Annotated in this window: 10 protein-coding genes and 2 pseudogenes; 7 read left to right on the top strand and 5 right to left on the bottom strand. The window is 61.6% G+C overall.

The genetic code is table 11. From position 1 onward, the window contains the following. The first annotated feature begins 2 nt into the window (after positions 1 to 2). A complete protein-coding gene (locus AC3WQZ_RS30855) occupies positions 3 to 3,095 on the top strand; it encodes an efflux RND transporter permease subunit (protein ID WP_454751275.1) in 3,093 nt (1,030 codons plus the stop codon). Positions 3,096 to 3,146: 51 nt separating this feature from the next. Further along, entirely contained in the window at positions 3,147 to 3,488 is a 342-nt protein-coding gene (locus AC3WQZ_RS30860; RefSeq protein WP_454751274.1) for a P-II family nitrogen regulator, read from the top strand. A gap of 83 nt (positions 3,489 to 3,571) precedes the next feature. Here AC3WQZ_RS30860 and cadR read toward each other — a convergent pair whose 3' ends face one another. The 4 genes and pseudogenes from cadR to AC3WQZ_RS30880 all read right to left on the bottom strand — a co-directional run. Beyond that, a complete protein-coding gene (gene cadR, locus AC3WQZ_RS30865) occupies positions 3,572 to 4,057 on the bottom strand; it encodes a Cd(II)/Pb(II)-responsive transcriptional regulator (protein WP_454751273.1) in 486 nt (161 codons plus the stop codon). Positions 4,058 to 4,879: 822 nt separating this feature from the next. Beyond that, positions 4,880 to 5,377, bottom strand: a complete 498-nt coding sequence (gene lspA / locus AC3WQZ_RS30870; protein ID WP_454751287.1) for a signal peptidase II — start codon at positions 5,375 to 5,377, stop codon at positions 4,880 to 4,882. Further along, positions 5,367 to 8,390: a heavy metal translocating P-type ATPase gene (locus AC3WQZ_RS30875; RefSeq protein WP_454751272.1), complete on the bottom strand. Its 3,024-nt coding sequence runs from the start codon at positions 8,388 to 8,390 to the stop codon at positions 5,367 to 5,369. Before AC3WQZ_RS30875 ends, lspA begins: the two co-directional genes overlap by 11 nt. A gap of 270 nt (positions 8,391 to 8,660) precedes the next feature. Next, positions 8,661 to 8,789, bottom strand: a pseudogene (locus AC3WQZ_RS30880) (cation transporter); the annotation flags it as partial. Positions 8,790 to 9,291: 502 nt separating this feature from the next. On the opposite strand from AC3WQZ_RS30880, the gene AC3WQZ_RS30885 reads away from it, so the two are divergent. From AC3WQZ_RS30885 to AC3WQZ_RS30895, 3 genes are all read left to right on the top strand, one after another. Then, a complete protein-coding gene (locus AC3WQZ_RS30885) occupies positions 9,292 to 9,528 on the top strand; it encodes a hypothetical protein (protein WP_454751271.1) in 237 nt (78 codons plus the stop codon). 307 nt (positions 9,529 to 9,835) lie between these two features. After that, a complete protein-coding gene (locus AC3WQZ_RS30890) occupies positions 9,836 to 11,536 on the top strand; it encodes a phosphoethanolamine transferase (RefSeq protein WP_454751270.1) in 1,701 nt (566 codons plus the stop codon). 24 nt (positions 11,537 to 11,560) lie between these two features. Further along, the gene (locus tag AC3WQZ_RS30895) at positions 11,561 to 12,286 is read left to right on the top strand and encodes a phosphatase PAP2 family protein (protein WP_454751269.1); all 726 of its coding nucleotides are present in this window, start codon (positions 11,561 to 11,563) and stop codon (positions 12,284 to 12,286) included. A gap of 97 nt (positions 12,287 to 12,383) precedes the next feature. Here the strand turns inward: AC3WQZ_RS30895 and AC3WQZ_RS30900 are convergent, their stop codons facing one another. After that, the gene (locus AC3WQZ_RS30900; protein ID WP_454751268.1) at positions 12,384 to 13,649 is read right to left on the bottom strand and encodes a type II restriction enzyme NmeDI-related protein; all 1,266 of its coding nucleotides are present in this window, start codon (positions 13,647 to 13,649) and stop codon (positions 12,384 to 12,386) included. A gap of 177 nt (positions 13,650 to 13,826) precedes the next feature. On the opposite strand from AC3WQZ_RS30900, the gene AC3WQZ_RS30905 reads away from it, so the two are divergent. After that, positions 13,827 to 14,087, top strand: a complete 261-nt coding sequence (locus AC3WQZ_RS30905) for a DUF2933 domain-containing protein (protein WP_454751267.1) — start codon at positions 13,827 to 13,829, stop codon at positions 14,085 to 14,087. Positions 14,088 to 14,101: 14 nt separating this feature from the next. Next, positions 14,102 to 14,995: pseudogene (locus AC3WQZ_RS30910) on the top strand (heavy metal-binding domain-containing protein); the annotation flags it as partial. Positions 14,996 to 15,071 lie beyond the last annotated feature (76 nt).

Below are 15,071 nucleotides of genomic sequence, written 5' to 3' on the forward strand. Positions count from 1 at the left end.
CCATGTTGAACCACATCGTTGACTTTTCGCTACGCTACAAGGTGCTGGTGTTGGTGGGATTCGCGGTGGTTGTATTCCTCGGCGTGCGAGCTTGGTTGGCAGTGCCCGTGGACGCCTTTCCCGATGTCACGCCGAACCAGGTCAATGTCTATACGGAGTCGCCAGGACTGGCGGCGGAGGATGTGGAGAAACTCCTGACGGCGCCCATCGAGACCACCATGGCAGGCCTGCCAGGGGTTGAGCAGATCCGCTCAGTGTCTCTCTTCGGGTTGTCCTATGTCGGCGTCTATTTCAGGGACGACCTGGACATCTATTTCGCCCGACGCCTCGTTGGCGAAAAGCTGCAGGAGGCGCGAGAGCGAATCCCGGCAGGCTACGGGGAACCGACCCTGGGGCCGAATAGTTCGGGGCTCGGCCAAGTGTTCTGGTATACGGTCGAGTCGGCCGACAAGAAGCTCTCGGCCATGGATCTGCGTACGTTGCATGATTGGAGTGTACGCCTGATATTGCGCACAGCGCCAGGCGTGGATGACATTACGACATGGGGGGGGCAGGAGAAGCAGTTCCAGGTCCTGATCAATCCCGAGAAGCTCATCAAGTACAGCCTCAGCTACAAGGCCGTGATGGAGGCGCTGGCTGCCAATAATCGGCAAGTAGGCGGTCAATATGTGAATCTGGGTCAGGAACAGTACCTCGTGCGCGGATTAGGGTTGGTCTCGAATACCGCAGACATCGGCAATATTGTCGTCGCCGAGCGAGAAGGAGTTCCCATTCACCTGCACGAGTTGGCCGAGGTGAAGGAAGGCCCCGCCGTCCGCTTCGGTGCAGTGACTCGCGACGGACAGGAAGTCACGCTTGGCATTGCCCTGGCCCGCATTCACGAAAACGCCAAGCACGTGGTGGATGGAGTCAAGCAGAAGCTCCAGCTCGCGCAGCAGGCGCTGCCAGCCGGTGTAACGCTCAACCCGGTCTACGATCGTACGGACATTGTCAAAAAGGCCCTGAAAACGGCCGAGAGTGCTCTGATCGAAGGCTCGATCCTCGTAGCAATCGTGCTCGTCTTGTTCCTCGGTGAAATACGATCGGCGCTGGTAGTGATTCTCGCGCTTCCGCTTGCCATGCTGATCGCGTTTCTGCTCATGCAGCAGTTTGGCCTTTCCGCTAACCTGATGTCGCTGGCGGGCCTGGCGATCGGCATCGGCATGATGGTGGACGGCGCAGTGGTGATGGTGGAGAACGGTTTCCGGCTGCTTTCCCACCACGCGGGAGCTACCGTGAATCGAACCCATGTCATCCTGGAAGCGGCGCGCGAGGTGATCAATCCCATCGCCTTTGCCATCCTCATCATCATCGTGGTGTTCCTGCCCCTGTTTTCTCTCACCGGGCTCGAGGGCAAGCTCTTCAAGCCCATGGCCCTTACTATCACCTTTGCCATGGCCGGTTCGCTGATTCTTACGCTGACGCTGATACCGGTCCTATCGGCCTTGATTCTGAGACCCAAGGTGGAGAAGGATACTTTCCTGGTGCGCTGGGTGAAGGCCGTTTATCTGCCGCTTCTCGACCTGGCGCTGGAGAAAAAGAAGTGGGTACTTGGCTCAGCCCTGACGTTGCTGGCTGCGGCGCTGGGGATATTTCCCTTCCTCGGTAAGGAGTTTATGCCCACGTTGCAGGAGGGCGCCATCATGTTCCGGGTTACCGGTATTCCCTCCACGTCGCTGGAGGAATCAATACGGATCTCTCGCACGATGGACGCTGTTCTCAAACAGCAGTTCCCCCAAACCAAGTCGGTGCTCGCCACCATTGGGCGGGCGGAGAAAGGGGAGACCAACGATGCCAACTACATGGAGGTCTTGGTAGATGTAAAGCCGCGCGAGCAATGGCCGGAGGAAATCACCCTGCCGGAGCTTTCTGACCGAATGAAGGAAACGCTGGAGCGCGCGATGCCGACGGTCGTGCTTTCGAATACCCAGCCGATCCAGATGCGGGTCGAAGAACTGATCTCCGGCGTTCGCGCTACGCTCGCCCTGAAGATCTATGGGCCAGATCTCACCATCCTTGACAGGCTGGCGAGCCAAGTCAAGCCATTGCTTGGCTCCGTGTCGGGTGTCGCCGATCTTTCGTTGGAGGCTAATAAGGGCAAGCCCCAACTCGTGATCAAGGTCAACCGGGAAGCGGCCGCGCGCTTTGGCATCAATGCCGATGAGATCCTGGAGGTCGTTCAGGCAGGGATAGGCGGGAAGGCTGTCAGCACCCTTATCGACGGCGTGCGTCGCTTTGATATTCAGGTACGGCTCGACGCTGCCTATCGGGACAGTCGGCAGGCAATCAGCAACATTCCGCTGCGCACCCAGACCGGCGCGCTGGTGCCGCTGTCACGCGTCGCCACGGTGGAAATGGACGAGGGCTATACTTTCGTGCGCCGCGAGCAACTCCAGCGTTATGCTGTGTTGCAGATGGACGTGAAGGGCCGCGACGTGGACGGCTTCGTGCGTGAGGCCGACGCGAAAATCCGCCGTCAGGTCAAGCTGCAGGAGGGATATTGGATGGAATGGGGTGGCGCTTTCGAGAATCAGCAGCGCGCTATGGCGCGGCTTACCCTGATCGTGCCGCTCACCATTGGCCTCATCTTTCTGCTGCTGTATACAGCATTCAACTCGCTCGCTCACGCCACTCTGATCATTGCTAACGTGCCGTTCGCCGTGATCGGCGGCGTCTTCGGGTTGGCGTTGACCGGACAGTATGTCTCTGTGCCATCCGCCATCGGTTTTATTGCCGTTTTCGGCGTTGCAATGCTGAACGGCATTGTATTGATCTCTTTTCTCAACGATCAGCGCCGCCAGGGCTTGTCGATCCGCGAAGCGGTGCGCCAAGGGGCCACGCTGCGCCTGCGCCCCGTGTTAATGACAGCCTCGGTGGCAATCCTCGGTCTGGTGCCAATGCTACTTTCACAAGGGGTGGGAGCAGAAGTTCAACGACCTCTGGCGACGGTAGTTGTCGGTGGACTCATCACGTCAACGGCGCTGACGCTTTTGCTTCTGCCGCTCATGTACGAGTGGGTGGCAAGGCGTGCGGAACGCAAGCGTGCTTCGACCTGAGTTAGTTGCGCGCTGTCTCGCCCGCCCGAATCGCTGCCAGGGGGAACACCAATGAAAGAGATCAAGGCATTCGTTCGACAACACCGTATCGCCAACGTCTTGGAGGCGCTGAAAGACTCGGGTCATTGCGACATGAGTAACTCCGGCAACGGTTGTCACAACATCACCGTATCCAAGGTGCAACGGCCGCTCGCGAGTGGGGATCCCACGCAGCAGCATTATTCGATGGAGCTTGCTGAAGCCGTCGTCGCAGAATATAAGCTCGAACTTGTATGCGCCGACGACGTGGTTGAAGTTCTGGCTGACGCCATTGCCAAGGCTGCAGCCACGGGGCAAGCTGAAGCCGGCTGGATTTTCATGAGCGACGTTCAGCGCGCAGTACGGATCCTCTGATGCATCAACGATAAGGGGTTTCGGGACATCGAAAAACGGTCTATTCTATCCCGATTGGATGGTCTCCGCAGCGTAGCTTTCCCTCAAGCAGGACGATCGGATGGGGCCGGAGGTTTTCGTCCGTGGGTACCCTGGACGTGTGCCTGCTCCTCTCCCAATGACTGAGGTGTCTGGTGTGCCGTTTTTGTAAGGCCTTCGAGAATCCCGCAGTCCTTTGCCTCTCGCGATTGACCGCACTGGCTGCGCAATTGCTTCAGGTCCCGTTCCAAGGCACGCAGCTCTAGGATCCGATGCTCTACATGTCCAATGTGGCTGTCCAGCAGGACATTGACCTCTCCGCAATCGTCGTGGGGCGCATCCTTGAAGCGCAGCAAGACCCGGATCTCGTTCAGTGTCATGTCCAGCGAGCGGCAATGCCGGATGAACGCCAAACGATCCAGGTGCTCGGAAGCATATAGCCGGAAGTTTCCGGAAGAACGAGCGGGCGCTGGCAACAAGCCCTCCTGTTCGTAGAAGCGGACGGTCTCCACTGTGGTGCCAGCCGTTCGAGCCAGTTGGCCGATCTTCATGCTTTTCCCCTTGGTTGTGTTCTTCTCTGGCGCCTTCTTGGCAAGGCGGTATCGACAAATGCCAGGCCGTGCAGCTTAAGCGACGGCCTGGACTGCTCCGCAGAAGCAATCCGAGCGCCGCGCAGCGGCGCAGGCGCGATCCCGAAAGTTGACACGACGGTGCGCGTCAGATGCGCGCTGACGGTAAAGCCGGCAAGATGAGCCGCCTCCGTATGTGCGTGCAACTATCGGAAAGTAAGCGCACCGCACGCTGTAGGCGCAGCTAGCGCACGTAGGCGCGGAACGATAGACCGCTGGTTTCGGCGAACCAATGCATGAAGCGGGAGGACGATAGACGATAGACCCACGGCGTCGGCAGCATTCTTGACGTGTACAGATCCCTCCAACGCCGTTTACGGCCAGAGGCGGGACCGTTGCCCAATGTGAATCTTCAGCGGAATGGTGTGACACTTCCTCTGTCTCTGGCGGCGTCGTGCCTGGCAGCCACCGGTCCAGTTCATCTTCCAGCAGATCCGCCTGCACGGCGCTCAGGGCCGTCGCGGCCGCCGGAGGGGGCAGGCAGGGGAAACGCCGTGCATAGTCGGGTCGAGGAACACCATGCGCACCGGTTCGGCCGCGACGAGACGATGCTGTCACCCGGCGGGAAAATAGTGCCAAGGCGTCCTCAGTACGCCCCAGGCGCCATCGAGGAGCAACAATCCCTGCCTGCTCCATACCAACTGAGCTGCCAGATGCCGGTGCAGCCGACCAGCCTCAACCGGGCCGACATAGATGGCCCAGCCGCGGCCGGTGGCCAACAGCGGCCTGTCGGCTCCTTCGTGCTCACCTGTTGGCTGCGCGTGCCTGCTGTTTTCTGCCGAAGAGTTCATGGAACACGATCAAGGCAGCACCCAGGGTAATGCCAATGTCCGCGACATTGAAGGCCGGCCAGTGGTATGGACCCCAGTGAAGATCGATCCAGTCCACCACCGCTCCGCGTGCGATCCGATCGATCATGTTGGCCAACGCGCCACCCAGGATCAGCCCGAAGCTGATCCGTTCTGCACGGGAGGTGCTCGCTCGCCGAATTAAGTACGCCAGGAACGCCGAGGCCGCCAGGGCGATTGCGATAAAGAAGAACTGCTGCCAGCCACCAGCGCCGTGCAGGAAACTGAAGGCCGCACCCCGGTTCAGCACATGCACGATGTTGAGGACAGGCAGCCACTCGTGGCTTGAGCCGTACTCGACCCAGGTCACGATAGCACCTTTCGTGACGACATCCATCGCCACGATGAATGCCGCCAATGCGTAGCCCAGACTAACGCTGCGATCAGCCCGCATGTTCACGGTCGGCTGATGCGGAGGGGCCCAGCAGGCGCAATCCGTTGAACACCACTGCCAGGCTCGCCCCCATGTCGGCGAGAATCGCGAGCCACAGGCTCGCGTGGCCGGTGAAGGCGAGCACCATGAAGACCGCCTTGGTGCCGATCGCAAACGCGATGTTCGCCTTCAGCACGCCGCCCACCCGGCGCGACAGCGCAATGAACTCGGGCAGCTTGCGCAAGTCGTCCTGCATCAGCGCCACATCGGCGGTCTCGATCGCGGTGTCGGTGCCCGCGGCGCCCATCGCAAAGCCGATGTTCGACTTGGCCAGCGCGGGCGCATCGTTTACGCCATCGCCGACCATGCCCACAGGCGCCTTCGCGCCAAGTGCTTCGATCGCAGCCAGCTTGTCGTGCGGCAGCAGGTCGCCGCGGGCATCGGTGATACCGACCTGCGCGGCCACCGCTTCGGCGGTCTTGCGGTTGTCGCCTGTGAGCATCACCGGCTCGACGCCCAACTGCTTGAGCGCCGCTATCGCACGCTTGCTGCTGTCGCGGACCGTATCGGCAACTGCCAGGACGCCCAGTGCCTGCTTGTCGGTGGCGAGCACCACCGCCGTCTTGGCCTGCGCTTCCAGGCTCTCCAGCAATTTGCGGACCTCCTCGCCGGCCACGCCGAGTTCATTCGCCAGCCGGTGATTGCCGACGTAGTATGTCTGGCCGTCGATGTCACCCCTGACGCCGCGGCCGGCCAGCGATTCGAAGCGTTGCACCGGGGCGTGCGGCTGGTCGCCGTATGCGCGGACGATCGCCGTGGCCACGGGGTGCTCGGACAAGGCATCCAGGCTGGCAGCAATGCGCAGCACGTCCGCCTCAGAAAGCGGGCCCGTCGATAACGTATCGGTAAGCGCCGGCCGGCCGTGAGTGAGCGTGCCAGTCTTGTCCAGCGCCACCGCGCGTAGCAGACGGCCTTGTTCCAGGTACAAGCCACCCTTGACGAGGATGCCGCGCCGCGCGGCCGCTGCCAGGCCGCTGACCACCGTGACCGGGGTCGAGATCACCAAGGCGCAGGGGCAGGCAATCACCAGCATCACCAAGGCCTTGTAGACCCAGTCGAACCAGGGCGCACCGAAGAACAGCGGCGGGATTACGGCAGTGGCGATCGCCAGGGCAAAGACAAACGGGGTGTAGACGCTCGCGAAGCGGTCGACGAAGCGTTGCGTCGGTGCCCGTTGGCCCTGGGCTTCCTGGACCGAACGGGCGATACGGTCGAGGGTGGTTTCTCCCTTGCGCGAGTGCACTTCGAATTCCAGGGTGCCGCGTTCGTTGATCGTGCCCGCGAACACCGTGTCGCCAGGGTTTTTCTCCACCGGCATGCTCTCGCCGGTGATGGGCGCCTGATTGATTGCCGAGGCGCCTGAAACCACGACGCCGTCCAGGGCGATGCGTTCGCCGGGTCGCACCCGCACGATGGCGCCGACCGACACGGTCTCGGCCTTGACCTCTTGCCAGCGACCGTCGTCCTGGCGGACCAGTGCCGTTTCCGGCGCCAAATCCATCAGTTTGCGGATCGCATTGCGCGCCCGGTCCAGGCTCAGCGCCTCGATCATCTCCGCGATGCCAAACAGCCAGATCACCACAGCGGCTTCCGGCCACTGGCCAATCAAGGCGGCACCGACGACGGCAATCGTCATCAGCAGGTTCATGTTCAGCGACAGCGTACGCAGGGCGATCCAGCCTTTCTTCAGGGTCTCGATGCCGCCCAGCGCAATGGCGGCCAGCGACGCGCCCACCACCGGCCACGCCGATTCACCCATCCCCGAGAACGCGAGGACTTCTGCACCGACCGCCAGCACGCCGGCAGCCCCCATACGCAGCCACGCCGCCTTCGAAATGCCGGTGCCGAACTCCCGTGTGACTGCAGGTGCCGGCCGACTGTGGTCGCGCAGCACCGGCTGCATGCCGAGTCGCTCAATGACCCCTGTGATTGGCGCTTCGTCCTTCAGCGAATGGCTGACGGTCAGGGTGCGGCTCATCAGGTTGAACTGCAGGCCGCTGACACCCGGCATGGCTTCCAAGGCCTTGCGCAGCAGCGCCTCTTCGGTCGGACAGTCCATCTTCTCGATCAGGTAGGTGACTTGTCCCTTGGAGCTTGCCCCTGCCTCGCGCTCGACCGTGGCATGCATGCCGATCTCGCGCAGTGCGCCTAAGACCAGTGCGGGATCTGCAAGACGATGCTGCACTGCCAGCCGGCGGTTCATCAGGTCGAAGTCCAGCCGATCGATGCCTTCCACCTTGCCCAAGCGCTTGCGGATCAGTGCTTCCTCGGTGGGGCAGTCCATGTTGGTGATCAGGAACTGCGTGGTGTTGCCGCTGGCTGCAGGAGCGAACGAGATAGCCGGCTTGTCGCAGGGACTGCAGCCAGCCTCTGGTATCACCTTGCTGCTCGCTGCCGGTGGGGCTGTGTTCTCACCCAGCCTTGCCTGCATGCCGATCGCCCGCAACTGCGCTAGCAGGAGTTCCGCCGAGGGCAGCGTGTGCACGACCGACAGCCGGCGTGCGGGCAGGTCGAACTCGAGCGACTGCACGCCGCTTAGTGGCTCCAGCCGGTCGCGGATCGCCGTCTCTTCGGAGCGGCAATCCATGTTTGGAATCGTGAAGACATCCTTCGACGCCGCGCTCTGGCTGCCTGCGCAGGACCTGGAGCAAGCGGAGCCGCAAGTGCCGTCGCCCGCCGCATCGCCTCCGGCCTCCAGCGACGCCTGCATGCCGATCGCATGGAGGGCCTCGAGCAGCGGCTCTGGGGTCGATAGCGCATGCCGGACAGCAAGTCGGCGCTGCGGCAGGTCGAACGACAGGGACTCTACCTCTGGCAACTTGGCAAGCCGTGCCCGGATTGCCGCTTCTTCGTTGCGGCAATCCATGTTGGGAATGAGGAAGACGGTCGTAGCGCCGTCCAGGCGCTGCGCCTGATCCGAGTTTAGGGTGCTTTCCGCGGCGCCTACGGTATGGGCTGGGTCGATCTTCATCATTCGCCTTTTTCGGTCTATCAGAAGCATTTCACACCCTGAAGTAGATACAGAGTCAAGGGTCATGCATTCCCGGTAGCCGGGGGAGGGTCAGGTTGCCTCCGAATGGGTCTTTTCCGCAACCTCGGCCGCCTCAGCCAAAACATGCAGGCTAAGCCGTAACGATACAAGGTCAGCGCGCCCGTGAACACGCCGGGCTACCCAGCGGGTAGCCGCTCTACTAGATGGGGCGCGCAGATAACAGGGGTGACTGATTTGAGGCTTGCCCTGTTGGATTTCCCGCCCACCGTTGGCAGCAATCACAGATACCACCAGCCCAAGGACCAGATCAGGGAAGTTGGAGTCCCACCACATCACCAGGGCTCCGGACAGTACGATCGCCAGGTTCACGATCGAGTCGGATATTCGTCAAAGGCAAGTTGCTGCCACGCGCTATCGAATACAAAGGCACTGATCCAGCGCCGGTGAGCTGGTCCCCAATCGACTCTGCCGCTGTAGCGGACCATTGGGGCGCGCCCGATCCCGAAGCTGGCAGTGTTTCTCGCACAAGCCCTCATGTGCATTGGGACCGCCCGCTGTCTGGGTTATTTGCGCGCACTATATTCCGTCATGCCAGACACTGACTCGGCCGCGCGCAGCAATTGGAAGTGGTGCTGCTCCAGCGTCGCATGCCGACCGGGGTGCTCAAGCGCCTTGGGCGCACGCTGCATATAAGCCAATGAGGACCATCATGAAAACCTTCCTTATCGCTATCTTGGGCACCGTCGCACGCAACGTGCCGGCGCCGCTCGGACCGTTGCTGAGATGACGGATTTGTAATTTCGCCGTCACGGCTCAGTGGGGTACCGCGCTCTAAACTGGCCTTGCAGGCTCAAGGAGCCACAACTCAAAAGGAGAAGCTAAAATGCGTACGTTGAAGAAGACTGCTCTGATGGTTCTGACCGTTGCTACGCTGGGCGGCGTGGCCAGCTTTGCCAACGCAGGCGTGAATTCGCCGCGTGATCCCTTTACCGATGGCGGGCACGCAATGGGTACGCGCGATCCGTTCACGGATGGCAGTCACGCGATGGGAACCCGCGATCCGTTCACGGACGGCAACCACGCCGCGGGCGCTCGCGACACCTTCACTGACGGCGCCTGATGTCGGCACAGCATGGCCTCGCCGAGGTTGGCCGGTCGCTGGCTGGTCGCCGGTAGGGGGGACTGCCTGCCAACGCCGCGTCGTTGTGAATCTCGCGGAACAGGCAGGTGCAGCATCGCCGGGTAGCGGTGTAGCAAGATCGCGGTGTGCAATGACAATGCCGCGATCAGCTTCTCGCATTGCGAGGGGTTTCCGCTGTTTGTTAGTCGCGCCTGAGGCGTGATTTTTTTGTCTATGACGGGTCCTTGGTTCGTCGCCTGGCGCGACGGCGCCTTTTGGCAATTGCGGCCCTCCTGTCGGTGCACCAATGCTTGATCGCAATTTGAACCGGGCGTCATCCGGAGACCCTGCTGTGCCCGTCGAGCGACAAGGTAGGGGGCTTCGCTCGTGGCGCCTGATCCTCAGCACCGAGACGCTGCTGCTTGGCCTCTGCTTGTACTTCGTCCTGGTTCTGAACGGCCCCTTCTGGCGGGCGCTCTTTGCCGACCGCCCCGTCAGCGGCCTGCGCGATGTCGGATACGGTGTAGCAGTTGGCGCCGCGCTGACCGCAGCGCATTTCGCACTGCTGGCACCCCTGTTGAATCGGTGGACCACCAAGCCGTTGCTGGCACTCCTGGCGGTGGCGGCGGCGAGTTCCAGCTATTTCATGGGGCAGTACGGCATCTACCTTGACCCCAGCATGGCCCGCAATGTGCTGCGCACCGATATTGCGGAAGCCAGCGAACTGCTGACGGCGCGCATGATGGCAAGCATCTTCCTGCTTGCGTTGCCACCCATGCTGCTGCTGTCCCGGGTGACGTTGCGCAGGCGTGCGCTGGCGAAGAGCCTCGGGGTACGCGCCGTGGCGATCCTGATTGCACTCCTTGCCGGGCTGGGCGTGCTGTCTTTGGTGTTCAAGGACTTCTCGGCGCAGATGCGCAACCATAAGGAGATCCGCTACTTGCTGGCGCCGGCTAGCGCTGTCTACGCCTTCGCCAGCGTGCTGACCCGGGACGCCAGGGTGTCGGACAAGCCGCGCCGACCGATCGGCATGGATGCGCAACTCGGCGCAAGCTGGCAGAAGACTAAAAAGCCGGTCCTCTTCGTCGTGGTGGTGGGGGAAACCGCTCGCGCGGCAGACTGGGGGCTGAGTGGCCGCTCGCCCAACGACACCACGCCGGAATTAGCTCGGCGGACAGTCATCAACTTCGCCGAGGTCACCAGTTGCGGCAGCAACACCGAAGTCTCCTTGCCCTGCATGTTCTCAGCGCAGGGACGCCGCAACTATGACGAGGATGCCATCAAAGGCAGCGAGTCCCTGCTACATGTCGTCAAGCGTGCTGGATTGAATGTTGGCTGGGTCGACAATCAATCCGGATGCAAGGGCATCTGTGCTGGCCTGCCAACGTGGCAGCCGGACCCGCCGGCGATGCCAGAAATATGCGATCGCGAACGCTGCCTGGATGAGGTATTGCTGGATGGCGCAGAAGGCTTGATGCGTCGAATGCCTGGCAGTCTGATGTTGGTTTTGCATCAGCTGGGCAACCACGGCCCTGCTTATTACAAGCGTTACCCCACGAAGTTCGCGCGATTCGGTCCGACCTGCGGAACCGAGGATCTTTCGCGTTGTACACGCGAAGAGATCCGAAACGCCTACGACAATGCGTTGCTGTACACCGACCACGTGCTCGCGAGCACCATAGACTGGCTCAAACAGCTGGACAGGCGCTATGACACCGCCATGGTCTATGTCTCGGACCACGGCGAATCGCTCGGGGAAAATGGACTGTTCCTTCATGGCATGCCTTACGCGATCGCGCCGAGGGAACAGACCGAGGTCCCGATGGTGATGTGGTTCTCGCCGTCGTTCGCGCAGCGAGCAGGGCTTGACATCGCGTGCCTGCGTGCCCGCGCGGGTGAAGCGGCTTCGCACGACAACTTGTTTCCGACAGTCCTTGGCCTGCTCGACGTACACACCAAAATCAGGGACGACGCCCTAGATCTATCGGCACGCTGCCGCAACGCATAATGATGTCGGAGCTCGGATTTACAGTTGGCACAAGCTCGCGTAGGCAATGACCGCTGGTTGCGCCAGCAATGGCTGATGCTGGCGTTGGCTGGCCTCGTGGCCCTCTATGTGTTCCAAGCCACGGATCTTGACCGCTGGGTGGCAGGTTGGTTCTTCGACGCCGCGCGCGGTGTCTTTCCGTTGCGCGAACACTGGCTTTTTGAAGACGTATTGCACAAGGCGACGAAGCGAATTACCTATCTTGCCGTGGGCACGGCCATGTTCGTCTGCTGGCTGGGCTGGCGAGGTCGGCTCCGGTGGCTGCCTCGTCGCAATGCGCTACTGGCGGCCGCTGGCATGATTGTCATTCCTTTGACCATCACGATGCTAAAGCTGGCGACAGGCCGGCATTGCCCCTGGGACATGACGGACTTTGGCGGCAGCGTCGCCTATCTGCGCCTGCTGGAGGCGCTGCCGGCCGGGGTCAAGCCGGGACAGTGCTTTCCCGCCGGCCATGCATCCACGGGCTATCTTTGGATCGTCTGGGCTATCGCACTGCGACCGGCAGGTTTGCGATGGGCAAGACTCGGGCTTGCTGCGGGATTGGTGCTCGGTGGCTTGCTCGGTGTTGCTCGCCTGGTTCAGGGCGCGCACTTCCTGTCGCACACCGTCGCGACGCTTTGGGTCGCCTGGGCGGTCAGCCTGTTGCTGGCGGCGGCCTTGAAGGCGGATGTCGGACTGGGTGCGGCCAGGCCGCCCACGACGGGCTAAAGGCTTCCACAGCAGTATCGTTACCGGTCCTGGCTCCGGTGGGCGCGGGCCGGTTGATGGCGACACGTCCGGATGATAACTCCGCGCACGGTGCCAATTAAAGGAGCTTTGCGATGGCTTCGATCGGCTTTATCCCCGTGCCAAAGCGAGCTATGCTTTCGCGATGCTCGCGCAAGCTTGAGTAGGGGACGTACCGAATATTGAGTTCGGACACACGACTGAAGGCAGGCCGGCTTAGCTGGGCGCGTACATCGGCTTCCCGTCCATCGGGCGCGACGAGAAAGAGGTGCTTGTTGGCAGACTGGTTGGAACCCAATGCCAGATCGAGCAAGCGCACGATGCCGGAATAGATCGAGGTGGTATGCTCGACTTCAAAGGCAGCCTCGACCTCAAGGGTCGTGGAGTTCAGCCAGACGGTGTCGATGAGCGGTACGGTATCGCCACCCGCGATGAGCAGCGCCGGCGGCAAGCTCGCAAGACAGCCGTTGCTCAGTGGTTCGCCGTTGTACAGGCGGCTTCTGTCATTGGTGGCAATCCATACCGAGAAGCCAAGCGATCTGCCGAGGTCCCGCAGCCAACCCTGCACCTCCGTATGCGTAGCATCTTCAGTCTGTGCGAGCTGAATCTGCCTGGCGAGGGCCGCTGCTTGCTCGCGCACTTTAGCCAGATCCTGCTCCCAGGCGGCAACATCGCCGGCCTGAGCTTGCTGCGGTGGCAGCGGGTAGCGTTCCATCCCGACGTCAAACAGCAGGCCGGCGATCGCGCCAAGATCGTTGGAGAGGAGGGCGCGATAGCGCTGATTCAGCGCGAGCACACCTTCGCGCATCGCCAGATAGTGATCCCATTTTCCAAGCTTGACTGCGGAACCGGTCAGGGCGTTATAGCCATTGACAATGGCGGTATTGAATGGCACGACCAGCGTGGGATGAATGAAATAGAGCAGATTGGCAGCAGCCGGCCCGAGCCCCTTGATGCCAAGGCTGCTCAGATGTCGAATCGCATTGAGGACCTCCTGCTCGGTGTCGCAGCAATTGCAGGCGTGCAACAACCTAGCAAAGGCGCGCTGGTTCTCGGCGTTCTCATAGATGTCCGGAATGCGAAGCTTTGGCTTCCACAGGAAGGCGTGATCCGCGCCTTTGAAAATCTGCCGCTGCTCAGCAATAGAGGACACCACGGTTTCGAGGGAGGAACCGCGATACGCGTTGCCGAATGTGCCGGCCTGGATCTCGTCGACCACGGCACCAATGCCACGCCGGATCGAGCGGAAATTCTTAAGCCGCTCAGGCCAAAGAAACCAGGTCTGGTAGCAGCCGCTGGCGTCGGTCTTCCAGCGCTCGATGAGAATCCGGATGGTGTCTGTCATGGTGTGCCTTTTTGCGGGGCAGTGTATCACCCTGGAGCTTTTTGACATGGCGCAATCTTCGCAATTGAACAGGCTTGACCTTCCCATGATCGGAAGGTCTATCTTGATGTCATCAAGACTGAACGGAGCAACCCAAGGCCGGTCAGCTTTTCGTCATGATTGCGTAAGGAGTTTGTCATGAAGGAGTGCCAACAACGATCGCCGGCCGCCGGCGCGAATGCCGGTCGATTCTTGCGGTTTCCTTGGTCTCTGCTCTGGATGGCCGTCGCCATTGCGGCGATTGCGCTCGGCATGCGTCATTGGAGCGTGGTTGCTTCCTGGTTGCCGTTTGCGCTAGTGTTGCTGTGCCCGTTGATGCATCTATTCCATGGCGGCCACGGGCGCAGCGCCGCGTCGGATAAGGCCAACGACGCTGTGGATGGACAGCGCAACGACTAACCGGGAGTCATTCCATGAATGAAACCAGCAGCCAACGCCACCCACAAGAAGAGGGCCGCCAAGACGAGGAGGGGAGCCACACCCATGCTGCGCACGCTGGCCACCATCACCATCATGGCCACGCGGCGCCCGACGACGGCCCTGTCGCGGGCGCCGGCGCAAGGAAGGATCCCGTCTGCGGCATGGCGGTGTCGGCTGACTCGGCATTCCAGACCGAACACGCTGGCATCCCATATTATTTTTGCAGCGCATCGTGTCAGCGGAAATTCGAGGCGGACCCGGCCAGGTACATCACGCCGGCAGAAACGCCGGCGGCAGAACCGGTGCTGCCCGGCACGATCTATACCTGTCCGATGCACCCCGAGATCCGGCAGGATCATCCCGGCAACTGTCCGAAGTGCGGGATGGCGCTGGAGCCGCTGCTCCCCGAGCTCGACGAGAGCGAACATCCGGAGCTGACGGATTTTCGGCGCCGCTTTTGGTGGACGTTGCCGTTGACGGTGGTGACGGTGGTGCTTGCCATGTTCGGGCATCGATTCGGTTGGATGCAGGCGTCGACCCAGAGTTGGGTCGAGCTGGTTTTGTCGACGCCGGTTGTGCTATGGGCTGGCTTGCCCTTCTTTCAGCGGTGTTTCCAGTCATTTCTGCATCGCAGCCCCAACATGTGGACGCTGATCGGCCTGGGGACCGGTGCGGCCTATGTCTACAGTGTGGGCGCGACCGTGGCGCCGGGCGCGTTCCCCCAGGCCTTTGCTGCCGACGGTCGCATCGGCGTGTACTTTGAGGCCGCGGCCGTCATTATCTCGCTGACCCTGCTCGGCCAAGTGCTCGAACTGAAGGCGCGCTCGCAAACCTCTGCGGCTATCAAATCGTTGCTCGGGCTTGCACCCAAGACGGCACGTCGCATGTAAGCGGTCTTTTGAGGGCGTCCCTTGCGGCCGCCGGCGGTATCCGCTAGGCGTCTGAGGACTTGAGCGTCCAGGG

This window comes from Cupriavidus sp. FW305-26, from assembly GCF_058787975.1.

Bases quoted from the DNA above. Each gene is read 5' to 3' on its own strand.
- AC3WQZ_RS30885 (WP_454751271.1), top strand. From the start codon at position 9,292: ATGCGTACGTTGAAGAAGACTGCTCTGATGGTTCTGACCGTTGCTACG.
- lspA (WP_454751287.1), bottom strand. From the start codon at position 5,377: ATGCGGGCTGATCGCAGCGTTAGTCTGGGCTACGCATTGGCGGCATTC.
- AC3WQZ_RS30890 (WP_454751270.1), top strand. From the start codon at position 9,836: ATGCTTGATCGCAATTTGAACCGGGCGTCATCCGGAGACCCTGCTGTG.
- AC3WQZ_RS30900 (WP_454751268.1), bottom strand. From the start codon at position 13,649: ATGACAGACACCATCCGGATTCTCATCGAGCGCTGGAAGACCGACGCC.
- AC3WQZ_RS30905 (WP_454751267.1), top strand. From the start codon at position 13,827: ATGAAGGAGTGCCAACAACGATCGCCGGCCGCCGGCGCGAATGCCGGT.
- AC3WQZ_RS30860 (WP_454751274.1), top strand. From the start codon at position 3,147: ATGAAAGAGATCAAGGCATTCGTTCGACAACACCGTATCGCCAACGTC.
- cadR (WP_454751273.1), bottom strand. From the start codon at position 4,057: ATGAAGATCGGCCAACTGGCTCGAACGGCTGGCACCACAGTGGAGACC.
- AC3WQZ_RS30875 (WP_454751272.1), bottom strand. From the start codon at position 8,390: ATGATGAAGATCGACCCAGCCCATACCGTAGGCGCCGCGGAAAGCACC.
- AC3WQZ_RS30855 (WP_454751275.1), top strand. From the start codon at position 3: ATGTTGAACCACATCGTTGACTTTTCGCTACGCTACAAGGTGCTGGTG.